Annotated in this window: 20 protein-coding genes; 5 read left to right on the top strand and 15 right to left on the bottom strand. The window is 51.0% G+C overall.

The genetic code is table 11. The annotated features are described in order from the left end of the window. Positions 1 to 4: 4 nt before the first annotated feature. Together NI000_RS29750 and NI000_RS29745 are read right to left on the bottom strand one after the other, a co-directional pair. Positions 5 to 793, bottom strand: a complete 789-nt coding sequence (locus NI000_RS29750) for a nucleotidyltransferase domain-containing protein (RefSeq protein ID WP_253415041.1) — start codon at positions 791 to 793, stop codon at positions 5 to 7. A 256-nt stretch (positions 794 to 1,049) separates the two neighbouring features. Beyond that, positions 1,050 to 2,558 carry a TROVE domain-containing protein gene (locus tag NI000_RS29745; protein ID WP_253414984.1) on the bottom strand — a complete coding sequence of 503 codons (1,509 nt, stop codon included), beginning with the start codon at positions 2,556 to 2,558 and terminating at the stop codon, positions 1,050 to 1,052. A gap of 833 nt (positions 2,559 to 3,391) precedes the next feature. Here NI000_RS29745 and NI000_RS29740 point away from each other — a divergent pair. The 3 genes from NI000_RS29740 (at position 3,392) to NI000_RS29730 (ending at position 6,445) form a co-directional block, all read left to right on the top strand. After that, complete coding sequence (locus NI000_RS29740) at positions 3,392 to 4,708, top strand: helix-turn-helix transcriptional regulator (protein WP_253414983.1); 1,317 nt, start codon at positions 3,392 to 3,394, stop codon at positions 4,706 to 4,708. Next, entirely contained in the window at positions 4,695 to 5,516 is an 822-nt protein-coding gene (locus tag NI000_RS29735; protein ID WP_253414982.1) for a WYL domain-containing protein, read from the top strand. Before NI000_RS29740 ends, NI000_RS29735 begins: the two co-directional genes overlap by 14 nt. 731 nt (positions 5,517 to 6,247) lie before the next feature. Then, entirely contained in the window at positions 6,248 to 6,445 is a 198-nt protein-coding gene (locus NI000_RS29730) for a hypothetical protein (RefSeq protein WP_253414981.1), read from the top strand. Between the two features lie 55 nt (positions 6,446 to 6,500). Here the strand turns inward: NI000_RS29730 and NI000_RS29725 are convergent, their stop codons facing one another. The 4 genes from NI000_RS29725 to NI000_RS29710 all read right to left on the bottom strand — a co-directional run bounded on the left by NI000_RS29725 (position 6,501) and on the right by NI000_RS29710 (position 11,366). Continuing rightward, on the bottom strand, positions 6,501 to 7,760 hold the full coding sequence (locus NI000_RS29725; RefSeq protein WP_253414980.1) for a Gfo/Idh/MocA family protein: 1,260 nt from the start codon (positions 7,758 to 7,760) through the stop codon (positions 6,501 to 6,503). Between the two features lie 51 nt (positions 7,761 to 7,811). Beyond that, entirely contained in the window at positions 7,812 to 9,380 is a 1,569-nt protein-coding gene (locus tag NI000_RS29720; RefSeq protein ID WP_253414979.1) for an extracellular solute-binding protein, read from the bottom strand. A gap of 63 nt (positions 9,381 to 9,443) precedes the next feature. After that, positions 9,444 to 10,328, bottom strand: coding sequence for a carbohydrate ABC transporter permease (locus NI000_RS29715; protein WP_253414978.1), 885 nt, complete (start codon positions 10,326 to 10,328; stop codon positions 9,444 to 9,446). A gap of 48 nt (positions 10,329 to 10,376) precedes the next feature. Continuing rightward, positions 10,377 to 11,366, bottom strand: coding sequence for an ABC transporter permease (locus NI000_RS29710; RefSeq protein ID WP_301292765.1), 990 nt, complete (start codon positions 11,364 to 11,366; stop codon positions 10,377 to 10,379). Between the two features lie 260 nt (positions 11,367 to 11,626). Here NI000_RS29710 and NI000_RS29705 point away from each other — a divergent pair, with 260 nt between their 5' ends. Next, the gene (locus NI000_RS29705) at positions 11,627 to 13,858 is read left to right on the top strand and encodes a helix-turn-helix domain-containing protein (RefSeq protein ID WP_253414977.1); all 2,232 of its coding nucleotides are present in this window, start codon (positions 11,627 to 11,629) and stop codon (positions 13,856 to 13,858) included. Between the two features lie 97 nt (positions 13,859 to 13,955). Here the strand turns inward: NI000_RS29705 and NI000_RS29700 are convergent, their stop codons facing one another. Both NI000_RS29700 and NI000_RS29695 read right to left on the bottom strand, forming a co-directional pair. Continuing rightward, positions 13,956 to 16,469 carry an SEL1-like repeat protein gene (locus NI000_RS29700; protein ID WP_253414976.1) on the bottom strand — a complete coding sequence of 838 codons (2,514 nt, stop codon included), beginning with the start codon at positions 16,467 to 16,469 and terminating at the stop codon, positions 13,956 to 13,958. Positions 16,470 to 16,550: 81 nt separating this feature from the next. Further along, positions 16,551 to 17,261 (bottom strand): DUF7832 domain-containing protein, encoded by a 711-nt coding sequence (locus NI000_RS29695; RefSeq protein ID WP_253414975.1) that lies wholly within the window; start codon positions 17,259 to 17,261, stop codon positions 16,551 to 16,553. 369 nt (positions 17,262 to 17,630) lie between these two features. Between NI000_RS29695 and NI000_RS29690 the strand changes: the two genes are divergently transcribed. After that, positions 17,631 to 18,689, top strand: a complete 1,059-nt coding sequence (locus tag NI000_RS29690; RefSeq protein WP_253414974.1) for a hypothetical protein — start codon at positions 17,631 to 17,633, stop codon at positions 18,687 to 18,689. Between the two features lie 320 nt (positions 18,690 to 19,009). Here NI000_RS29690 and NI000_RS29685 read toward each other — a convergent pair whose 3' ends face one another. The 7 genes from NI000_RS29685 to NI000_RS29655 form a co-directional block, all read right to left on the bottom strand. Further along, positions 19,010 to 19,417, bottom strand: coding sequence for a hypothetical protein (locus tag NI000_RS29685; protein ID WP_253414973.1), 408 nt, complete (start codon positions 19,415 to 19,417; stop codon positions 19,010 to 19,012). Positions 19,418 to 19,472: 55 nt separating this feature from the next. Further along, complete coding sequence (locus NI000_RS29680; RefSeq protein WP_253414972.1) at positions 19,473 to 19,988, bottom strand: hypothetical protein; 516 nt, start codon at positions 19,986 to 19,988, stop codon at positions 19,473 to 19,475. Positions 19,989 to 20,400: 412 nt separating this feature from the next. After that, positions 20,401 to 21,150 carry a class I SAM-dependent methyltransferase gene (locus NI000_RS29675; protein WP_253414971.1) on the bottom strand — a complete coding sequence of 250 codons (750 nt, stop codon included), beginning with the start codon at positions 21,148 to 21,150 and terminating at the stop codon, positions 20,401 to 20,403. A gap of 378 nt (positions 21,151 to 21,528) precedes the next feature. After that, entirely contained in the window at positions 21,529 to 21,771 is a 243-nt protein-coding gene (locus NI000_RS29670) for a hypothetical protein (RefSeq protein WP_253414970.1), read from the bottom strand. Positions 21,772 to 21,880: 109 nt separating this feature from the next. Further along, the gene (locus tag NI000_RS29665; protein ID WP_253414969.1) at positions 21,881 to 22,252 is read right to left on the bottom strand and encodes a hypothetical protein; all 372 of its coding nucleotides are present in this window, start codon (positions 22,250 to 22,252) and stop codon (positions 21,881 to 21,883) included. A gap of 36 nt (positions 22,253 to 22,288) precedes the next feature. Beyond that, complete coding sequence (locus NI000_RS29660; RefSeq protein WP_253414968.1) at positions 22,289 to 22,786, bottom strand: DUF7689 domain-containing protein; 498 nt, start codon at positions 22,784 to 22,786, stop codon at positions 22,289 to 22,291. Between the two features lie 13 nt (positions 22,787 to 22,799). Further along, positions 22,800 to 23,753, bottom strand: coding sequence for an ABC transporter substrate-binding protein (locus NI000_RS29655; protein ID WP_253414967.1), 954 nt, complete (start codon positions 23,751 to 23,753; stop codon positions 22,800 to 22,802). Between the last annotated feature and the right edge of the window lie 439 nt (positions 23,754 to 24,192).

Below are 24,192 nucleotides of genomic sequence, written 5' to 3'. Positions count from 1 at the left end.
TCAATCACCTGTTCTCCCACACTTCGCTAAGCACGGCGCGGAACAGCACGTCAAGCTCATGAGCCTGTCCGCCTTCGGCGCTTTTCAAATGAACGGCCGTGCATTCGAAATGATTCATTTTTTGTTCCAAAAACTCGTTGATGGGGTTGATTCTCGGCTCGTAGTCCATTTCGTCTCCCGCCATTTTACGGTCTACCAGCTCGAGAATGACCTTTTTCAGCTCGCTGCCCTCCGGCACCAAGCGGTCCACCAGCACGTCGAATTCCATCGGCGGCATCGCGTTAAACCGCTCGATCCATTCGCAGGCCAGGACCGGGCGAAGCACGTAAAAATATTTTTTGATCTTCACCTGCTCCCCCTGCAAGTACTCCCGGTAATTTCCCTTCGCCATATTGAGATAATGATACATGCACGATTTCGGGGAAAACGTCAGCGGCGAGATGCTGCGAATACGCTCCGCCGCAGAGTAATTCTCGTAGTACGGGATCGGCGATTGCAGCCATTCCAGCAGCGGCGGGTTCGATTTGCGGAATAAGTTCAGCGCCTTCTTCAAATCCCAGCCGTTGATATCGAGCTTGTCGCTGATCGGCCGCTCGATCACGTCCCGTTGATCAAATATGGATAAATACCACTCGACAGGCCGGACGTATAGAAAACGGACATCGTAGTCGCTGTCCTTTGACGGGAACCCCCACGCCCGGCTGCCCGATTCGCAGGCGTACAGGATGCGCACCTGCTCCTGCCGCTCGATGTGGCACAATTCTTCTAATATAGGTTGACGAAAGTCGGTCATCATGGTTTTCCCCTCCTTGGGATCGAGATGGTGGTAACGGAAAAGCCATCGACCTCATCGGTCCATGGCCCGATGTTCTTATAGATGGTTTTACGGTGTGCGCGTAAAATGTCATCCGAATAGGACCGATGAGATGCGGAAGTCGAAGCTGCCGCGATTCGACAGCCTGCGTTGTTTGTACTTCAAGAGGAACTGTAAATTCGTCGGCGTAATCCCTGCCATTTTCATCGGCCTCCTTTTCGTTGGAAATTGCTCGTTACTTTTCGCCGCCGCCCAGCTCCATGGCATCGATCTTCCCGGTCATGTCCGAGTAGCCCTGTACCGCCTGCGCAATATAGGACAACACGGTGTCGCTCCAGCCGTAAATATAGAATGTATTCCGATCGGCGGGTGGCGCCATTGCATAGCGGTACGGCGCAATGTCGACAATGAACGCTTTGACCTGCGGGTTCACTTTGGCGCGGTATTTTGCCAGTTCGGCGTAAAACGGACTGCCGCTGTTCTGCTGCTCATCCGTGATGATGACGATCTGATCGACCCGTTTGTTTTCGTAAAACAGCTTGCGCACAGGCGCGCCGGTATCGGTTCCACCGCGGGAACGGATGCGTTCCGCTTGCGTTAAAATGCTGTCGTGACGCGACGGCTTGGCATCCGTCACTTCCGTGTCGAACAGCCAGAACAACGAATTCCCTTGCGTCTTCTTGTACAGCGCCAAGGCAAATACGGACCCGATCTGCAAATATTCCCCCTGCATGGAACCGGAAATATCGAGGAAAATTGCCGTGCTCTCGCCGATCTCCGGCAAGTTCGCAAACGTCTGCTCCACCGCCGCCCGAAGCGCGTCGCGCAGCTCCGGACGCTCCACCTCTCGGAACGCCTTGGCGAACCGGAACGGCAAAATTTTCGCTTTGCGCAGCGCCTCGGCATTCGTCAGACGCTCCACCGCGAACGCCAGGTTCGCTTTCTTCTCGAACACGCCCGCGCGATCCAGCGCGTTCAAATGGCGCAGCAGCGCGAACGTAGGCATCTGGCGCAGCAATGCCTCCCAGACAGCCTTGGACGGCTTGATCGCCCCCGTCACCGTTTCGTACGGCAGCTTCCCGCGTTCGATGCAGGCGAGCTGCTCGGCTTCGCTTCTCGCCTGCTTCAATTGCTCCAGCGCCTCCACCTGCGGGAGCATCGCAAGGCTCGTCTCCTGCCCGCGTAGATAACGGAACAGCGCCTGCTGCTTGAGATCGGCCGGCTTCGGATGCGCCGTCGCGATCGCATCGCCCAAGCTGAACCCGCGTCCCCGGCCGTTGTACTTCAGCGCCCAATATTCAGATACCCCGGACAGAAAGCGGGTCACCTGCCGTTTCACGGCCCGGCCGCCCTGCCCGCGGCCAAGTCCCCGCAGGATCGTCAGGAAGTCGGACAAATCGGAAGGAATCCGAACCACTTGGTCGAACACCTTGGCGAACAGATCCGGCCGGTAAGACGACAGTATGGCGAGTCCGAACAGCGGCTGCAGCCGCATGAATCCCTCGTTACGGGCGAACACCAGCGCTTTGGCCATAAATTGCGGGTTTTGCTGCGCCATTTCGTGATGCAGTTCAAGCGCGTCCTTCAGAAGCTCGTTTTGATCGGCGTAAAATGTATTTCCGAGCGTATTGGTCAACAGCGTCTGCACGTACTGCTCTTCGGCCGAACGCGCATAAGCGGGAAATCCGTCTTTGTTATGTGTCGTCGGCAGCATCGCGCCGAACATTTTTTTAGCGAAACTCATGGTTGGAAACCTCCTAAAGGTTTTGCGTAGCAAACTGATGGATATATAGAAGGTTACGAAGGGGCGGGGTATCCACTTCCGACCGCTGTTGTCATCGGGAAATCTTGATTGGAAGCCGCTTAACAGCGGACATTTCCCGAAGACAAAGGCGGCCGCTATCGCTTCTCCAGTGGATACCCCACCTCCGTTTGCATTTCTATTTTTGTAAAAGCTACTTTCTCAACAAGCTCCAAGTTTTTTGCGCAGCAAAAACGGCTTCTTCATAAACTCCGGCGAGGAAAAGTGAGGAAGGTTGGCGGCAGGATTCGCCCCTGCCGTATTTGCCCGACGTTCATCAGGCCGCTACTTGGATTCGAAGGAACCCTCCCCGGCGCCTCGCCGTAGTATTTACCTATTAAGAACGAAGCGAGGGAAAAACGAAAAGGCGCATGGCGTCTCTGACGCCCGGCTTTCTCCGTCAATTCTTTTCCCATAAAGTCGAAGGAGCCCTTTCAAGCGCCTCGCTTCGGTATTCATATGGTGAAGATCTCCGAGGAAGTGGGCGGAAAGGTACAATAACCGCTCTACCATCTGAGCTATTCCGCCGTATAGCGGAAGCCGGACTCGAACCGGCGACCTGTCGCTTAAGAGGCGAAGTAACCCTTCCAAGCGCCTCGGTGATCTTTTGGCGTAAAGCTCTGCCTTTCGGCGTCGGCCTTACGTGTACTATCATCGCTTATTTTCGAGCCCGCGAACATGGCGAAAGTATTACGACGAGAGAGAAAGTTTTCCTTTTTCTCCAATTCCCTTCCCTGTTACAATGAAAGGAACAGCTACGAAAGCGGAGGTTGTTTATGGCCAGAGAAAGCTTCGATAAAGAAATCCAGTTTTTGCGCATGCTGGTGCTGACCAGCGGCGCCTATAGCCGTCAGCAATTCGCTCAGCGGCTCGGCATCTCCGTACATACCTTCGATAAAACGATCCGGCGGCTGAAAGACATCGTGAACACGATGTACCAGCAGCTCCCGCAAGAGCAGGGCAAAGAATTCGCCGAAACGCTCCGCTTCAGCTACTACGAGTCCGCAGATCCGATGCTGCTGTTCTTATACCGCGCCAAGTCGCTCAAGGAATCGGAAAGCCACCGGCTGTCGCTGCTGCTCGCCGCCATGCAGGATGAGGCCCGGACCGTCACGGAGCTGCTCGATGTGTGCTGCAGCGATCTTCCTGCGGAGCTATCTTTGCCCGACGAGAAAACGATTCGCTCGGACCTGAAATATTTGGAGGAAGTCGGCGTTATCGCAAAAGAGCCCGGAGGACGGCCATACCGGTACCGCGTTCACGACCGGCTCGTCAAGGACCTGACCTACGAAGAGCTTCTCGATCTCTACGATTACGTCGACATTATGGCGAATACACAGGTGCCGTCCGTTCAAGGCTATCTTTTGCGGGATAGCGTGAAGAAGGCTTTGCAGCAAGCGGGCAACGCGGAAAATGTCACCGGAGAGCCTTTTCTGTACAAGTACCATTATTACTCGCGCATTTTGGATGAAGCGCATTTGTTCACCCTGCTTGGAGCCATCCGGGAGCGCCGGAAGGTGCGTTTTCTCTATTTCTCGCCCAAGACGCGCAAGAGCTACGCTTCGAAAAATACGAATCCGCTGTTCGAACGCGAAACCGAGGGAAAAGAGGTCGTGATGCTGCCGCTCAAGGTGATCTACGATCATCAATACGGCCGGTGGTATTTGCTTGGCTCGGAAAGCCGACAGGGAATCGTGAAGTTCCGTTTGGAAGGCTTGACTCAACTGAACGAAGACGAGGCCGTACCCGAAGAAACGTTCAACGAGAAGCTGCACCTATTAGAGGAAAAAACACGCTACAGCTGGCTTATCGATACGGGAAGGCCCCTTACGGTGCGGGTGCGATTTTTCAGCCCGGAGGCCCCGCAGCCCAATTTCGTCAAAGAGCGCGTGCTGCTCCAAGGGCAATGGGGTCATATTACGGAGGAAGACGAGGCTTCGTTTATCTATGAAATTAAGGTGCACGGGACGACCGAGATCAAGCCTTGGCTCCGCAGCTTCGGCTCCAGCTGTGAAGTACTCGCACCGGAGCACCTGCGCCGGGAGCTGATTGAGGAGTGGAAGGAGATCGCAGCATATTATGAATCCGTTTGAAAAAATTTTTAATTACCAGGTCATGTCCCGCCTGCACGAAACGGGTACGCTCGCCGTCACGTCCCATGAGCGGACATGGCTTAAAGCGATGTTGGAGCACCCGGCGTCGGGGCAAGCTTTTACACCCGAGACACTGGAGAAGCTACAAAGCATGCTCGAAGGAGACACAGCGCTGGATATGAAAGAAGGCTTCGGCGAAAAGGCCAAAAGCCGGGAGCATCAGGTCTACCACCCGCTTCTGCGCCCTCTGCGGCGGATCATGCTGAGGAAGAGCGGCTTTCTCATCAACCACCGGATCAGAGACGGACGGATGTTCGAGGAGCAGCCGGGCTTTCCGTTCAAGCTGGAATATTCCATGGTCAAACGGGAATGGTACCTCATCTGGTATCACCTTCGGCATCAGGCGTTGATGAATACGAAGCTGCAGCATATTGTGGAGCTTGCGGAGCAACCGGTTTCGGCAGAGGAAGCCGCGGCTGTCGAAGCAGACATCAACCGCATGCTGGAGGGCCGGAAAGAATCGGCGGTCATCGAGGTGGTGCGCGAGTATAACAACGAGCTGTCTCGCATCCTGTACGCCTTCTCGTGCTTCGAAAAGCAGGTCGGGTACGACGACGCGGCAGACTGCTACACGATCCGGCTGACGTTCCTCGGGGACGAGAGCGAATATATTTTGTCCAAGCTGCGCTTTCTTGGCAAGCGGGTCCGGGTGGTCGAAGGCGACAAGCTCAAGCGGCGCATGCGGGAATCAGCGGCCAAGGCGCTGAGCCGATATGGGGTAGCGGAGGAGCAGCCTGTTGTTCCGTGAGTGGCGGCAGGCCGGGTCTTGCACGGGCCTCGGTCCGAAGCAGATCGGCAACCTAGCGGTGCCGCTGTTAGGATGACGCGTCAGGCGTCGGATTGACCTGTCGGGGCCTCGAAGGTAATTCGGGGGCACCCTTCGGCGCAACGGAGACGTCGAAGCGCTCGATAGGTGCTCGATGATACTTTACACTATGACGATTGAGGTACACTAGAAGTGCGTTTCGGCTCACGGTTACAATGCGGCAATCCTAATCTCGGCAGCGACCTTCGCAAAACCAATAGAGGAACTCAGATGCGCTAAAACACCTCAAATAGCCTCATTCCGAAAAATTGAGGAACTCAGGTGAGCTATTGCCCCGCCTCGACGGAAGAATCCGGTGAATCCGGCATCATTCGCCAGAATAGAGGCACCAAGTTCCTCTATCGCCCCCGCCAACGACCAAAACAACCGAATAGCGAACGTCAGTTCCTCTATCCCCTGGAGTCTCCCCCTGTAGCTTAACGCCGCACAGGACTTGACAAACCGCATACAGCACCGCAGCACCAAACGCAAGCTTGGGATTCGCGTGCGCCGAATCCCAAGCCCTGCCGACTTATGATCACACAACCTTGCCCGCGAACGATGTCTATAAGAGCAGCTTCTATGCCAAATGGAGCAAAAAGTTCCACTCCAACAGTTTCACTTCAGGACCTACGAACGCTTCCACCAAACGACCGAAAAAAGGAGGTGTCCCGATGTACGCAATTCACTGGCCTAACGCGATTTTGTTCGCTCTTCTTTTTCTGGCTTTTCCGATCTATGTCGTTTACCGGCTGCAAACGATCTCCCGCAAGCTATCCCGTATCGAACAGCAGCTTCTCGATCAGAAGCGGGCGGAGATCAAGGCGGACAACGCCCGCATCGCAAAATCGCAAGAGCCCCCCACCGCCTAAGGGCAACAGCCCTTAAGCGACGGGGAGCTCAGCGCATCCCGGCAAAGCCGACGACTTATGTCGCCGCTACAACCTGCTTATAGTAATCGTCGATGAGAACGGCCTTGCCGCCGTTCAAGCGGGACTCTTCCGCCGCGAAAGCCATCAAATGGCTGCGCACGGAAGCGCTGGCCGAGGTCAGGCTTTCCGCGCCGGCGTTACTCCGCACCTCGCGCAGGAAGCTGCGCACGATGCCGCTGTCTCCGCCGCCGTGTCCGCTCACCTGCGGTGGAATTTCGATCTCCGTCTTCTGGTGCGTCAGAAAATCCATCAGCGTAATGGTGCTCTCTTCCCCGCGAAGCTCACCGCGCGTGCCCATGATCTGGATGCGGCGCTCCTGCTCCCGCGTAAAGCCGCACATGCTGAACATCGCCGTAGCTCCGCTCGCGAACTCCATGTTGACCACTTGATGATCGACCACGTTGTTGTCGCACTTGTAGACGCAGCGGCCGTACGGCGACTCGCGCAGGCCCTTCACGATGTTCTCACGCGTCAGCTCCTCCGTGTAATGACGCGCCCACGCCTTGCCTTCACCCAAGTAGAACCGGGGGGCGGAGTAAGGGCATTCCGCCTCCACCGCGCACCCGTCGATACAGTAATCCGTCGATCCGGCGGGCGCGTTCCCTGAATGAAAATGCATCAGCGAGCCGAACGAGCTGACCTTGACGCACGGCTGGTCCATCAGCCACGACAGCACATCCATGTCATGACATGATTTTGCAAGAATCATCGGACTGGATTTGTCCGAGTTATTCCAATTGCCGCGGACGAAGCTGTGAGCGATATGCCAATAGCCCACATTTTCGTTCAGCTGAATCGACACGACCTCGCCGATACGGCCTTCCGCGATGATCTTTTTCAGCGTTGCCCAAAACGGCGTGTAGCGCAGCACATGGCAAATCGTCAGCAGCCGGTTGTTTGCCAAAGCCCTCCGTTCCATCTCCACGCATTCGCGCGGGTCCGGGGACATCGGCTTTTCGAGCAGCACGTGGTATTTGAGATCCAGCGCCTGCAGCGTCGGTTCGTAGTGCATCCGGTCCTGCGTGCAGATCATCGCGATATCGGCCATCTGCGGACGGCTGAGCAGTTCCTCCCACGTCTCGAAGCAGTTTTCCCGGGAAATACCGTGCTCGGCTGCGAACTTTTCCCGGCGCTCGGCGTTAGGCTCCGCGACGGCTACGAACTTCAATTCATGCGGACAATCGAGCGCGTACCGCGCATAACCGCCGGCCCCTCTCGCTCCGGCTCCGATCAAGACGGCTGTCATTGGTTTCATGGTCTCGGGCTCCTTTTTCCGAATATCATACTCGCTTGCCGGCCTTAAGCCTTACTGCCAGCCGACTTTGGCGTTGTTATCCTTGACCAGCTTGTTCACTTCGTCGACGACTTCCTTGCCGCCCTTCGCCATAAATTCGTCTACCATCTTATCCCAATCCGAAAACGGCCGTTGGCCGACGATCATTTTCGTCTTCTCGTCGTTCAGGAACTGGGACAGCTCGGTCCATTTCGTATTGTACAGCGGCGACTGAACAGCCATCACGGGGCTGAGATAAATTTTGGACGTTTTGAGATACGCGACCACCGATTCGTTGAACTGCCTTTCGAGCGGCGACTTCGAGCCTTTGATGAACACTTCCAGGTCTTGGTCGTTCGGCGCCCAGCCTTCGGTGTTGATGTATGCGCTCGGCGCGACGTTGGAACGGTTTTCCTTAATTGGAATCGGGACGCCGTCTTCCATTTTGTAGCCTTTGCCTTCTTTGCCGTTCAGCCAATCGTACTTCTCATTCTTCGCGTTACGCTGGTCCGCCGGTGTAAATTCGCGGAAATAGTCCATGATTTCGAGAATGCGCTGCACTTTCTCCGGATCGTTCTTCAGCTTGGCGCTCAGCAGATACATTTTGTAGTAACCGGCCAACGAGCGGATGCCCTGCGTGCCGTCCGGCGCTTTGAAGGCGGGCAGTGGCGCAAGCACCGCATTCGGCGCGTTCTCGGCCAGCGTCTTGTAGTTGATGAGATTGCCGCCCGGCTCCTCGTACCAGATCCCGACTTTCCCGGCGTTGAACGCCTTGAACACGTCGTTGTAATTCGTAACGGCCCAGTCTTTCTTGATCGCGCCTTCCTTGTACAGATCCGTCAGGAACTTGACGACCTCTTTGCTTCCTTCGCCGATGTCGGGGATGTACTGCCCGTTTTTGTCCTTTTCGTACCAAGCGCCGTAATACGGGCTGAACGTAGGGCTGTAATAGATGTTTTTGGCCAACCCGAGGCCGATCGTGTCGTCCTTCCCGTTGCCGTCCGGGTCCTGCTTGGCGAACGCGATGGCGACTTTTTTCAGCTCCTCGTAATTCGTAGGCATCGGCAGTCCCAGCTTGTCGAGCCAATCCTTGCGGATAACCGGCTTTTTGCCGCCCTTGGCGTTGAAGAAATAAGGAACCGCATATACTTTGCCGTTCACTTTGAGCATATCCCAGACGTTGGAAGGCACCGGCTTGAACGAATTGTAATTGTCGAGATAGTCGTTCAGCGGGAGAAAAGCGCCCTGCTTCGCCCATTTCATATAGTTGGCATCCACCAGCTCCATGCCGATGACGTCCGGAATATCGCCGGAAGCCATCGTGACGCTGAGCTTCTCATCATACGTATCCCAAGGAACATACTGCGGCTTGAAGTCTACGTTGAACTTCTCGTTGATCACTTTGACCGCTTCGCTGTCCGGCCCCGGCACCGGATTTTCCCACGTGCCCGAGAACCAGGTGATCGTAATCTTTTTATTTTTGGCATCCGCGCTGCCTTTGCCGGCGTCCGCCGCACCCGAGTTCGCTCCTCCGGAGCAAGCTGTCATACTGCCCGCTACGGCGAGCGAAAGCAGAACGGAAACAGACCGTTTCATTGTCATGGATGAATATCCTCCTTAAGGTGTAATGCTATGGTACATCAGTCAAACCGATTCTCCAACCCCCTAGCCTTTGACCGAGCCCAACATCACCCCTTTCGCAAAATGCTTTTGCAGAAACGGATACAGCACGAGAATCGGTATCGTCGATACCAGAATCGCCGCCATGCCGATCGTTTCCGCAGGTGGAACCTGCAGCCCCCGGGCCGCTTGCACCCCTTCGGACAAAATATTGCCCGCCTGGCTCAGAATTACGATCTGACGCAGCATGACCTGCACCGTCCATTTGGCCGGATCGTTCAAATAAAGCAGCGCCGAGAAATACGTGTTCCAATGGGCCACGGCGGAGAACAGCCCGAAGGCGGCCAGCGCCGGCTTGGACAGCGGAAGGATGATGCGGGCATAAATTTGCAGGTCGTTGGCCCCGTCGATCAAAGCCGACTCCGTCAGCTCGTGCGGGATGTTGAGAAAAAACTGCCGCATGACGATCAGATTGTACGAGTTGATGGCGACGGGAAGAATTAACGCCCAGTACGAGTTGATCAGGCCGGTGGCGCTGACGATCATGTACGTCGGGATAATGCCCGCCCCGAAGACGAACGTGAACAGGACGAGGAACAGAAACACCCGTTTGCCGAGAATGTTGCGCGACAAAGCGTAAGCCATCATCGAAGTAAGCAGCAGATTGACGAACGTGCCCACGACGGTGACGAAGACGGTTACGCCAATCGAGCGCACGAACGAATCTGATTGAAAAATATAGGCGTACGCATCGAGCACAAAGCTTGTCGGAACAAGCAGCAGCTCGGTCTTCACGTACTCCGTGTAGGAAGTAAACGACACGATAGTCATATAGTAGAAAGGGAACAGCATCAGCAGCGCGATGATCACGAGGAGTACCCCGTTGACGGCCCCGAACGCTTTTTCCTGCCATGTGCGATTACGAATCATAGCGTTTGCACCTCCGTATCTTGCTTTATGCCGCAGCCGCAGGTAAGATTAGAACACGCCTTCTTCGCCGAAGCGTTTAGCCAGACGGTTCGCCCCGATAATAAGCAGCAGTCCTACGAGCGATTTGAACAAACCGACCGCGGTGGCGAAGCTGTAGTCGGATTCGGTCAGGCCTTTGACGTACACATACGTATCGAGCACGTCGCCCACCGATTTGTTGAACGGGTTGAGCATCAGGAAAATCTGTTCAAAGCCCGAATCGAGCACGCTGCCGAGCCGCAAAATAAGCAAAATCACAATCGTGCTGCGAATCGCAGGCAGCGTAATATGCCAGATTTGCCGCCAGCGGTTGGCTCCGTCGATGACGGCCGCTTCGTACTGGCTCGGATCTACGGCAGCCAATGCCGCAAGGAAGAGGATCGTGCCCCAGCCGGATTCCTTCCAGATCACCTCAAGCACGACCAGAGGCATGAACCAGCCCGGCTCCTGCAGGAAGGCAACGGGTCCGACGCCGAACAGCACGTGCAGCAGCTTGTTCACCAGGCCTTCGGACTGGAGGAACACCGTCACCATGCCGATCACGACGACCCAAGAAATGAAGTGCGGCAGGTAGACGATCGATTGAATGAGGCGCTTGAACCATTCGCGGCGCACCTCGTTGAGCATCACGGCGAGCACGATCGGCACCGGAAAGGCGAAGGCGATTTGCAGCAAAGACAAGTACAGCGTGTTCCAGAGCACCCGCAGAACTTCCTTGTCCTGGAAGATGCGCTCAAAGTGCTTCAGTCCGACCCACTCGCTGCCCCAGAAGCCTTGAAATGCGCTATAATCTTGAAAAGCCATCATATTTCCGGCCATGGGCAAGTACTTGTATACGATAAAGTACACCAGGCCCGGGAACAGCAGCAGATACAAGTAACGCTCTTTCCACATCCGGGACAACAGCAATTGCCGGCGCGAGCTGCCGGATATGGACTCCGCTGTCATACGGGAAGGACTCGGATCGGGCGATGCCTTGGCTGTGAATTCCGTTTCCATAAGAAAACTCCTTTCTCGGTTTCGTTGGGACTAGCGGCAGGTTCGCACCCGTTATCTTGGAACCGCTTCCAGTCTATTTTGAGACTTAAGGGCCTGCCCCCATCCCGGGGCCGCAATGTTATAATATAGTGAGAATTCGTCTCCGAAAACCGTCGCTATTGCCGTTTTATCACGGTTTTCGGGATTTCCGTAAATCAGTGAAGCATTCGAAAAACAGACATATTGTATCCGATCCGCCGCAGGAAGGGAGTCAACCGCCTTTGCCAAGCATCCTCCGCATCAAAATGAAAGCGCGTTCCGTTTTTTTTAAGCTGCTGCTCAGCTTTCTCGGGGTGATCGTTCTCCTGGTCATCTTCGAGCTCCTGACCTATGGAGTTTTCCGGCAAAGCCTCCGCGATGAAATCATCAAATATAACACAGTCAATCTCACGAACACGACAAACGATTTCGAGCAGCATTTTCAGCTGCTGGAAAATACGATGCTGAATTTGTACCTGAACCCCCGGCTGCAGGAGCTGAACAGCAAGCCGTATCTCGATTACGTGGCGGCCAACAAGGTGACGGACTATCTCAGCAACACTGTATCGAATCAGGCGCTATACTTGAACAATCTGTTCGTGTACGATGTCAGGCATTCCCTGATGCTGGAGAAATCGCGAGGCGCGAGCCCCGAATCCATGTTCACCGAATATTACGTCAATCCCGTTTACACCTACTCGTTCTGGAAAAAGCAATTCGAGCAAGCCGGCCCGATGACGATCTACCCTGCCGCCTCCTACCTGAGAAACGACTCACCGGGCGATGCAACCGGTCCGGTCTGGCCCATGCTGGTCAAAAGCCGCTTTTACCCGGATTTCATGATGCTGGCTTTTGTCGATGCGGACCGCATGTTTCAAGCGTTCCACCGCTCGGTCAACGACAACTTTTACGTATTGGACGCAAGCGGCCGTCTGCTGTTCGCTTCGGGCTCCGCAGCCGATGAGCCTCTGCCTGCTCTGCCTCCGGGACAAGATTGGGTGAAGGCGGATAACCAGTACTTCTTCTACACCACCGGACCAAAGACAGGATTCACCTATGTGAATCTCGTGCCGGACGGCCATATCTCGTCCCAATTGATCAAGCTGAATCTGACCTTCGTCGCCGTCCTGCTCGTCGCGATCGCGGCCAGCGTCACGGTATCCGTCTTGTTCACCGTCCGGTTCAACAATCCGGTCCAGCGCATCGTCGACTCGATCAAAAGCTTGAACGAGCAGGACACCGTGCCCCGGCACGACAACGAATTCGAGCTCATCCGCGGCAATATCGGTTTTTTGCTCCAACAGCGGCATTTGCGGCATCAGGATCTGGAGGAGAAGCATGCGCTGCTGCGCTATCACAGCTATATGAACAAGCTGAAAAAAATCCGCGGGCTGCCGGTCGCCGGTGCGGATCAGTTAGGCGAGCAAAAGCCGTTCCAGGTCGTTCTGTTTCATCTCTCGTTCAATCACCCGTTTCACACGGAAATTCAAGCGGAAGAGGAACGCGCCGCGTCGTACATTCGCGAGTACATTAACCACGTCGTCACGAAGGAGCTGGAAGGATCGCTCACGTTCCAAATCGAGCGAAATCAGATTTTATCGATCGTGCATCCGAAGCCGGGAGAGGAAGAGCGCCTGCGCACGACGCTGGACGGCATCGTCGGGGTGCTGAGCACGGACAAAGCCTACTGCTTCCTCACCATTGCCGTCAGTCCGCTGCATGCGCATACCGCTGACCTGACCGACGCCTACGAAGAGGCGCTGGAGATGATCCGTCACCGGCCGTTCGACGATGAAACGGTCGTGCTCGAAGCGCAGCACGTCCCGCAGGAGCCGTTCGTCGTGCCCGATGCGCTGATGCAGGAGATTAAAGCGAATTTGCAAGCGGGGAACGCCGCGAACGTGCTGCAAGTGTTGCGGCGCCTCATGGCGCAGATGGAGAAAAGAAAGGCCGACGCGCTCGCCTACCGTGAGTTTGCCCGTGAAATCACGTATAAAACGACCCGGCTGCTGCATGGCATGGGGCTGGACAGCGGACAATTAACGGACCTAGAGCCGGAGCAGCTCCATACCGTCTCCAAGCTGGACCGTTATTTCGAAGCGATGATTGGTGAAGCCTGCCGGCGCATCAACAATAAAAAAGAAGCCGCCGACCCGATTATTACCGGAGCGACCGCTTATGTGACGGAGCGATATACGGAAGATATTACGCTGGATCTCGTCGCCTCTTGGCTCAACATTACGGGAGGCTACTTGTCCACTTATTTTAAAGAAAAAACGGGAATCAACTTCCTCGATTTCGTGAACGACGTGCGCATCGGCAAAGCGAAGGAGCTGCTGCGGCAGACCGATCTGCGCATTCAGGATATCGCCGGGCAGGTCGGCTATCAAAACATGAACTCGTTCAACCGAATGTTCAAGAAGATTACCGGCGTTACGCCGAGCGAGTACCGGCGGTCGGGGACGCAGATGTAGGGACACCGGCCGGCATTCCGGTCGCCTTCTTCCGGGCCATGGTGCCTGCGAAGCGACCGGAATCATGTTTTTTCTTTTCAGCGCCGCTCAATTCATGTCAGATGTCGTCCGGGATATCCAGTCCGGCCTTCTCGGCCTGTTCAAGATGGTATTTCGCCAAGCTCTCATCCGCGAATTCCTTTTCGTTCCGGTAGATTCGAGCCAGCTCGATATGGGCATGCGGATAGTCTCTTTCCAAAGCCACGTTAAAATAAGTAATGGCCGCCGGAATATTTTTGGCTATGCCCAAATCTTGACTGTACACGATTCCCAGGTTATAGGCCCCCACATTGCTGCCGGCTTCGTAATCCTGACGGTAATAATGCAGCGCCTTTTCGTGATTCCCTTTCAAATCATGAATATAACCGAGCCAACCAAAGTCCGGCGAGCCCAATACTTCGCCCTGCTCATAATGCCAGAGCGCCTTGTCCAAATCTTGCGACACTAGCTGTCCCTCGTAATAGATGGCTCCCAGATTGTTGTGGGCAAAATCAAGGCCGCGTTCTGCGGCTTGGCCGGTCCAGTACAGCGCCTTGTCCGCATCCGGCTCCGTTCCTACTCCGTGCCGGTAGCAGGCGCCCAGACCGTTCATGGCATAAGGGTTGCCTGCTGCTGCGCCCTTTTCGTACCAGTAGAAAGCCTTATCGTCATCGAGATAGCCCTCCTGGCTGTAATACATTTGCGCCAGGTTACTCATCGATGGGGCATAGCCTTTCTCGGCCGCAAGGGTATCGTAGTGGAACGCTTTGTCGTAATCGCCCGCTTCGTAAGCCTCCAAGCTCAAGTTGTACAACGTCTCGACCGGTGTATATTCGTCCACGCCACCGGGATCGGGGCTGTCCGCTTTGGCATAAGCCAACAGTCGATTGCGTACGTCGGCATCAAAATAATAGTTATAATACGTATCCTCGGCATCCTCCAGCACTTCGGCTTTATCGGCCCTCGACAGTCCATACTCCCCTACCGTGTAAACTTCAGAGCCTTTAAAGGCATAAGCAAAGCCGTTCACCGGCGCTTTCTGCGCTACAAGATCGAATTCGTAGTCGCTCAGCCGTTTTTCGGGCGAATAGGCGATGCTCCATAGCCCATTACGCTTCAAAGCGAAGGCACGCTCGTACAGCCAAACGATGTTCTCGTAATCGTCCATAGGAAATAACCACGAAGGCTCGTCCGGGTCCCCGTTAAATACGCCTTTTTGCCCGTCCTTTTGCGCCAGCACCAGGTTGCTCGACATAGAATCGACGACGGCCTGCAGATCGATCAGCGCATCGTACTCATAAGGCAGCAGAAGGCTTTCCTGCCGCTTGCCGAAGGCGCCGTGCTTTTTGCCTTTGCGCAGGATAAGCAGATTCGGGAAATGGGTCTGCCGGTTCAGCTTATCGAAGCCCGACACGCAGACCGTGCCGTCTTTTTTGTACAAGGTGTGGTGATTGGCATCCTTGTGCGGCTTGACCAGAATAAGCCCTTCCTCGATCGGCTCCACCGCGGTTAACGGAAAGTCTCCGATATAGTTCCAATATTCGTTGAAGATTTTGCGGTTTTTTCTCCCTTTCACTGCCGTATGGTAATACTCCCCGCCGAATTTGAACGGTTCTTCATGCTCGAACGGTACGATGACGGATCCGGATTGGTCCAGCACGCCCCAGCCGCCGTCTTTTTTCCCGGTGAAATAGATGCCGGCCAGCTCTTCCAAGCTCTCGTATTCCGTTGGCGTCACGGTCCGGCCTTCGAGATTGATGAGCCCGAATTTATCGTCCCGTTTGACAATGGCAGAAGTCGTGCCGTATTCAAAATCGAAAGCATCGTCCCATACGAGCGGAATGACGATTTTCCCTGACTTATGTACATAGCCGTATTTGCCCGTCCGGGTGACCACGGCAAGATCTTCGCAGCTGAAATCGTAAAATTCGTCAAACTGCGGGCTGAGCAGTATGTTGCCAGCCTTGTCTTTCAGGCCCCACAAGCCGTTTTCCTCAAAAATTTCTACTTTCGTCTCATCTTCATAAGGCTCCCAAATCGACCCCCAGCCGTATTCGTAATTCGGATAATTGAGCAGCTCGGCAAACGATTTAAAGCCAGGGTTCACGTCCATCAATTCGGAATAGCGCAGCAGCGAGATGTCGTCGTTGTCCATCGCCTTGGTGATGATCTCGTTGTTGTGGGCAATATTCGCCCGCCATGTTTCCGCCTGCTCGGCATGGGGGATGTCGTCCATATTGAATACGTCCCAAGCATCGAGATGGAAATACGGGAGGTCTAATTTTTCGAGATAGCTCACAAGCTTCGTTTTGGCTTCGGCAAAGGCTGCTTTGTCTGCAATCAGCCCTTCCTGCTTCTCCAGAAAATCGTAAAACCGTTTCAGGTTTTCGATTCCCGTCCGGGCATTGTAATACAGTCCCGCATTGTCCGGCTCCGTATGGTTGTTATAATTATTGCCGTCGATAAACCCTCCGTCGACCAAGAGAGGCTGTAATACGAGGGGCATTTCATAGCCCCATTCCATCATCATCTTATCGTCATCCTGTGCTTCGGAAGGGACGCTGACATTATATAAATAGACTCTGTGCGACATCGCGGATATCTCCTTAGACTATGAAGTTCGTGAAGTTCTCTTCTCTCAAAATAACAAGACTGCCGCAGCGGACAGCCTTTGTTATATCCGTTTGTCGCGCTTCCAGACGCGGTAGCGTTCCGAAATGACCGGCTCGATGATCTGGTAATTCTCGATCGTATCTTCCACGTGGTAGATTGTCGGCAGGCCGGCGGCCAATATTTCCGCGAAATCCGTGGCCGTATAAATATCGTTATGGATATTCAGGTATTCGCGCGCAAAAGCATCCGCTTCATCCGACAGTTCCTTCGAGGTCAGTACGCCATCCCAATTTTTCCGAAAAAATTGGGTGCCTGTCATTTCATCCCGTTTTACCAGCTCGATATCTAGCGCATCTTCTTTCCGGCTTCGCTTGCTGGACAAATCGTTTTTGATCACCCACTCGACGAACATGCCGGTCGGGATATAAGCTTGAAATACGTCCAGTTCTTGCGGAAAGTCCCCTTCGTAATGCCACTTCGCTTTATCGAACACGTACAGCTCTTTTTCCTTAATCTGAAACAAAACATCCGTCGGTTCTTCGACGAAGTCTTTAGCTCTCAGTTCATGAGCCCGTTCATTCAACCGGTCGACGGCTTCCTCCTTGATTGGATACGGCTCGTAGGTCGGATTCATCGTCTTTTTATCGGGATACAGCCGGCCTTTAATGACATTCAGGATATAGACCTGCGGTCCTTCCGTAATGGTCAAATGCACATAATCTTTAAAGGTCTTTCTCTGCTTGGTCAATACCGTTTCGATCTTTTTTGTCATCGTTCTCCCCATACTCATACGAAGTTAAGCTTCTGTAGTTACCAGCTTACCTTGGATTGCATTTTATGGGAATCCTGCAAAATTACCAAACTCAACCTTTTTTCCTTCCAGAGAAAATCGCTCTTCAACGCCGTCTGCCGGGGAATGCATTTTTCTAAAAAGCTATTTCTGCACAGCATTTTGCTATATACTGGTACTATTGTGCATGTTGAATACAGATTTTAGAAAAAAACGGCGGAGTGAAGCATGAAAAACCTATTTTTACGCAAGTTGACAATATTCATATCGTTACTTGCTTTATGCTCGGGGTGCAAATTAACGACGAATGCAACCTCGTCTGCGCCTGTAGAATCAGGAACAACGACCCAGATGGCGACGCCGGCGCCTCCCCAAGCGCCAGCTCAACCTCCTGCAGCATCGGAAAAATCGAAGCCGACGGCGGCATCGCAAACGGAAGTTCTACCGCCGAAACCGGTTGCCGCGCAGGAGCAGCCGATCGAGGGAACTTATGCAAGAGCCGGGGAAAATCAGCTTTGGCAAGGGAGAGCCGAGATTAGCAAGCGGGACAATGGCACTTTTCATTTGGAAGTGAATGTAACGAGCGGTTTCGCCCATAATGTCGGGTCCATGGAATCGGATTTTACCATCACCTCCGGGAAAGTGAAATTGCTGAATGAAGAGTACGATGACGTATCCGTAACCTTCGCCGAGAACCGACTTGTGATCGATTATCCCGATTCCAAATTATTCGGCGGTCATAATGCAGAACCGCGAGGCACTTATTATTTATTCAAATCGCCGATCGATCCCCCGTTTCTTGCCAAACTCTACGATGCGGCCAAGATCGAACCATCGTACCGGGAAGGGTTCACTGATATCTGGACAGTTAACGCGGATCAAGGAAAACAGCTGTTGCTGCTTCAATCGTACAGTGCAATCAATCGGTCAAACCTCGTTTCGGAGCAAGTTGTCATTTATAACGAATCCAGCAAAGCATTCAACGTTATTGGCGAGATTGATACGGTAAGCCGAAAGAAGGCAGCCGATCGTTTAAAAAGCTTGGGTTATCCGGAAGACCTTGTGTACCTGGCCACACGAAAAGCCGAGTTCGATCGATACCAGGAGACGATGATGCAGAGATTCGATAACGAAGGACACCCCGGGTTGGAAGCCCTCCTTTCCGAACAGGAAGCGTTCTTTATTGCGACCGGAATAGGAGGAGTAACAAGCCATGCAGACAACCGCCGCAATGAAGACAACATCGGCTCGATTTTCATTCAAGAAGTTTCCTCATCCGACGATGAGAAGGTGACGATCCATGTGTACGAAGCGGTGCGCAATGGAGACGACGACGAACATACAGCAACGGGAAACTGGATTAACGTAGACCGAACTATGGGAAGAGTTACGGACATGTTTGAGGAGTAGTAGAGCGGCATAGAGCTTGGAGGCACATTTTATGAAAAAGTTGTTGCTTATGGCCGTTTCCCTGCAAGCACGGAGCCAATGGCGACGAAGTCTTCCCCACGATGCCGGGCCAAGTTTCCTTAAATGCTTATTTCAGGGACAATTCCGAAATCACAGCCTTATTGAGCAAGTATGGATTTAACAAATGGTACCTGGAAGATCCGGAAAATAATCTGAAGCTCATAACCAAGGACGATATAGTTAAGTTGAAGACGCCGTAAACTTGGGGTACGGATTGAGAAGCAGAGTAGCCTTTTGGAGGTTACTCTGCTTACTTTGGGTCACGATCCACTTTCGATCTTCCATCTTACTTTTATATACCCATTTTCCATCTTATTTCCCTTTATGACGAAGAAATACTCCCCATCCTTCTCAGCCATAATACTTACTGTGCTTCCTTCCGGAATAATTTTAACAAACTTGCCGTTCTGATCTAAAAATGACGTGGATAGTCCTCCCTTTCCGCCGATTGTGTAGTCTACTTTTATTCGACTGCCCTTTATAGCTTTAATCGGGATTCTTTTCTCACCATCGAAATAATCATATTTTAGTTCAATGCCATTACTAAACTCTTTCTCAGACCAGTTCGTTTTTATATCAATAAATTTAGGTTGGTAGACGTAATAATAAATGACTGCCAGAAGAAATAGAACTGGGACTACAGGTAAAAATAAGCAAATTCTCTTCAAAAGATCACCTCAACCGTATCCCGCATCACCCAATAAACTCGACTATTGCAACAATTTATTCGTATCCCTTCTTAAAATTGGAGTCCTTATAATCCCATTTCGACAGATATGATGCGGAAGCCAAAGGTCTAAAAAAATCCCTTCCACGAATCGGATAAAAAATCTCCCACCCCTTGGAAATAAGAACCAAATTCCCATCTTGTTTGTTATAACGAGGACCTTCTCGTTTCTCTAGCACTCCCTTAAGGACAAATCTGTTTTTCTTGCATCCTGACGACCCATCATAAATAGTTAGAAACTCGCTTAGCTCATCCATCGGATTTGCGCCTTCAACATACATGTAGCCGTTAGTCGAAGGAAATAAATGATTATTGTAGCCAAGTATTTTCCAATCGGCTCCCGATGCATCCGAATGCTCGGAAATAATCTCAATTTCACCTAAAGGAAGCTCGCCCTTAGGGATGTAATCAAACTCAACGGATACCGCATGTTTAACCGGTAATTCTTGAACGCAAAGAAATACCACTGAAATTAAAGCTGCGAATGCCAAAGTCAATTTAATTTTTCGCATTGGTCCACCTTTGACTAAAGTGTTCTAAGTAGAGTCGTTTTAGATTCATCAGAAGAATCAGAACCGGCGTACATTTCATATTAACTTCGAACAAAACCAATAATAATAATAGACTCCGGAACCGGCAAGAAAAGCTCATCAGTTCTATAGTACTTCATATATTTGGGAAAAAATAAAAATCCTATTGAAATTAATAATAGAACGATTGCTTGTATTATTAACACGAATCATACCCTCACATTAGACTTCCGCCTCGTTTTACCAAGCCTTGAACTTAATATATATCGGACATATTCATATTCTATTTTATGTAAATTAACACACATATCGGGTACAATGAAAAAACCTTAGTCCGGAATACCGAACAAAGGTTAACTGAAAGACGCTCCTTCCTACTACCCACAAGATATCCCTATAACCTAGCAATGATCATAAAACGTTCAGAGTTGGTTTTAATTCCTTTTTCAGTTTGATTTTCCATAATAAATTGTTGAAGTATTTGAAAATCAAATTCGGTTTGTCCAAAGTTAGGAATAATTGGAGTGTGGTTCAAAAGAAAAATCAGGTCCTCGGCCGTCTGGTAAAATTCAATGACATTACAATCAAATGACTGTATCTCTGTAAAACCCGCTTCGCTTAATTCGGCAATGTATTGATGTTTTAATGTGCCTCCTGATATCCCTAACGACTGCCCTCTTCCGAACGCTTCTTTAATATTTAACTTGTCATTTTCGCTTACTTGCTGGGTTAGGAATATCCCTTCCTTAACCAACACGTTTGCTATTTCTTTAGCATAGAAAACCGAATGTCTGCAAGAAACTATATTAAAGAAACTCTCAGGAAAATTTAACTTTTCAGCGTCCATCTTTAGAAAACGAACATTCGCTCTGCCTGAATTGGCCAAATTGTTAGTTGCGGTTTCGATCATTCCAGTTGATTGATCAATCCCCACTAACAGCAACGCGGCTTCGGCTATCGATAAAATCGCTTCTCCACCGCCTGTGCCGATATCCAGTAACAAATCCGACTTCTTGCATGCCTTTGTTACTTCACTGTAAAAGTCCCATTTTATTCCTTCCGAGATACATTTCACACTGCTGAAATTCCATCCGTTGGTTTTTCCAACTTTATCATAAAATTCTTTATAGTCTATTGAATTCATTGTTTCTCACCTTCCAATAAGGATAAAAATCACAGAACGGATGACCGATATCATTCAATGTGTAGTTTCTGGATCAAAAGGGCAGACCTCCCCCTTGATGGCTGGTACGCGTTTTTTCCAGCCCGAAAACTACATACCTCGAACGATACGGAAAGACATCCATTTCACCTCATTTGAAAGATTCATTCAATTATAGTTTGATTGGAGTTTGTCAATCAAGGGGCAGCATTGTTATAGGGTCTATGACTGAACTTCGATCCGATCTAACCCCCGGCCCAAAAAAGAAACCTTGAGAGGCACGAGCCAATCAAGGCATTAAATGATAGTCTATTTGCCAAAAACAAAAGCCATTTTTAATTCACGGAGTAGGAGGTTACGTTAAGTTTCGGGGGCAAAACGGAAGTCTTTACGGATAGTTGTCTTGCCGGAAGCGTTTTTTACCAAGGAGCGATAGAAATCAAGCTGCGCCTCGTTTTCTTTCGTCCAACGGGCCACGTTTTGATTTTTTAGCGTGGAAAAACTCTGGGGAGCAGACGATGCGATGCTTTCGATCGCGATGGCTACTTCCGTATTCTCTTGATTGATCTTATCTACTAGAAAGGGCAGAGCCGGTGCTCCCAACTTGGACAGCTCCTCATTTTTTGTCTTTAGGTTATTGTCAGATTTTATTATATCCTCGACTCTTTGCTCCACTTCTTGGAGATGAAGATTCCAAGCACGGATAAACTCTTCAGGACCACCGATACTTACCTTTTTTCAGCTGGACACCGGCAATTTCTTCGGCTGCAATCGCAAGTAAATACTTTTCCAAGCCATAGGAGTTACCATCCGTAATCATTCTTTCAATTTCAGGTAAGGCTGGGTATCCGATTTTTACAATATGATGATACGCTTTATTGTTTTTCACATAGTCATATGGATTCGAACTATAAGCAAGTTGTGGGTCGTTTTGGATTAGTCTATCCACTTCATTCCGAATGTCAACGATACTAATTGCTTTACTTGAAGAGCTATAGGCCTTAAAGTCTGGAATCGTTCCAAAATATCCAATCACTCCAATCCCAATTCCAAGCAGCGCGCTAATTATCATTTTCTTATTCAATATACCCCTTCCTTTCCGCATCAAGGAGATTCATTTTTACCAGTAATATTGAACAGCGGGACCATAGCCATTAGGGGTGGGGCGATACGGATCATAAGACTTCGTGTCAACCAACTCCCATGGTCCCCACTTTGATTTAGTTGTTTGTGGATTGCTATTGGTTATTTTCGCAATATGTCCAATCCCATTGCTCGATCCGTAGACCACAAGTCTAGGGGGAATGTATGAAGGACCCGGGCTTCTTGTGTTATACCCTTGATCGGTAAGCACTTTGGTCATCTCCGATAAAGTAGCATCGCTAGAACCCCACGGCCAAATCCAAGTTGAGGTTACTCCTAATGCATATGCCAAGCAATTATAAGTAGATGTTGCAGAGCCATCTTCAATTGAGTATTGAATGCCGGACTTTAATTGTCCCTCAAACCACGAATAATCATGTGAAGGAGCGGCTATCACTTGAGTTGTAATAAAAGCAGATGCCGCGAAAGCAACGGTAACCGCACTATACTTCAAACAACGTTTAACTGATAACATCGTATCTTCTCCTTTATTGGATTTTGTTTTTCAGCTCCGGATACAAAGCTTCCGTAACAGCAATTAACTCTTGCCGCAGCTGCTTTACTCTTGGAAATTCGCGCGGGAATTCGACGACGTTCCCTTTTTGGACAGCAATAATTTGTCCCCATTCCGGATACTGGTCTATGGGACCGGAGATAGCAGTTCGACCAGGATCTACTCGAACCAACAAGACATCCGGTTCCAAGGAGATGAACTCCTTCAAGGTATAAGTAATATTTGCCTTGGTTCCAAGGAAGTCATCTTTCACTATATTTTCTCCATTTGCCATCGTAAGAATATCGTGAGTTAACGTTTGTCTGCCGGTGAGGAGCACCCCCCTTTTGAGGGGATTATCCCATTCGCTGTAACCATTAATCCACGCAACTCGCATGCTAGGAAGACGCCTCACGGCATCCTTTACGTTTTGCATTGTATTCGTCAGTTCACCGGCCGCCCGGTTCCCCCCTTCCTCGACGCCTAATAAAAGACCGAAGGCACGCATGTCTTCTGCTACCTTCTCCAGCTTCGTTTGATCTGAAACGATGACCTTAATAGGCGATGATCTCAAAGCTTGGAAGCTCTCACATTCACTCCTATCGATTGGCGTCTCGCTCATATAAAGAAGCAAGTCGGGATTTTGAGAGGCAACCGCTTTCTGCCAACCTTCCGCGGTGCTGCTTCCCACCCCTTGATCCATCACAATCTTGTCCTCACTTACCCCAATGTGCTGCAAAAGATCTCTTGTCCAAACATTCCATGCCAAGATCCGGCCAGGAGATTTTTCAAACGTAACCTCAACGTTACAAGCATCTCGATAAGTTATTGGATGCGGGAGAGTCTTGTCCTGTGTTTTAACGGACCCCGCGTCTAAACAGCCTTGCAGCAATAGAAAAAAAGAAGATACTATTAAAATTGAAAGGCTATACTTTCTCAAAACAATCATAAGCTCCTCCCCTCTATATTTTTGGAGGATAATAAAAAATGGGTAATGAAAGAATGGTCATTTCCGATGTATTCTAAAGATGTGGATGAAGCGTGAAAACTGCGGTAGCGAGGATAATCGATGATACGCCAAGCAAATGCGGCTTTTTGAGGATGCTCGACAGGATAAGATATCCTATTTAATAGTATTATTGTAAATAATACCAATAAAATTAAAATGAGACATTAGAACCAATTTGTATTTGACTAACATTTTTTTCATTCTAAGTTCTTTGAGCTAAATCTTCTCCTTGCTCAGCAGGTATAGGTCCTACAAAATAAACCGTCCTCATTTCGAGGAACGAATTCCGTAGTGCTTTTAAAAATCTTTCATTTGAATGTTCATAAATACTTTATTGGAGAATTTCAAAATTCTTATTAAACCACTCGTCCCACCCATT

It is taken from the genome of Paenibacillus tyrphae (assembly GCF_024158745.1).
Lineage (GTDB): Bacteria > Bacillota > Bacilli > Paenibacillales > NBRC-103111 > Paenibacillus_G > Paenibacillus_G tyrfis_A.
This window is presented reverse-complemented; position numbering and strand designations above follow the sequence as displayed.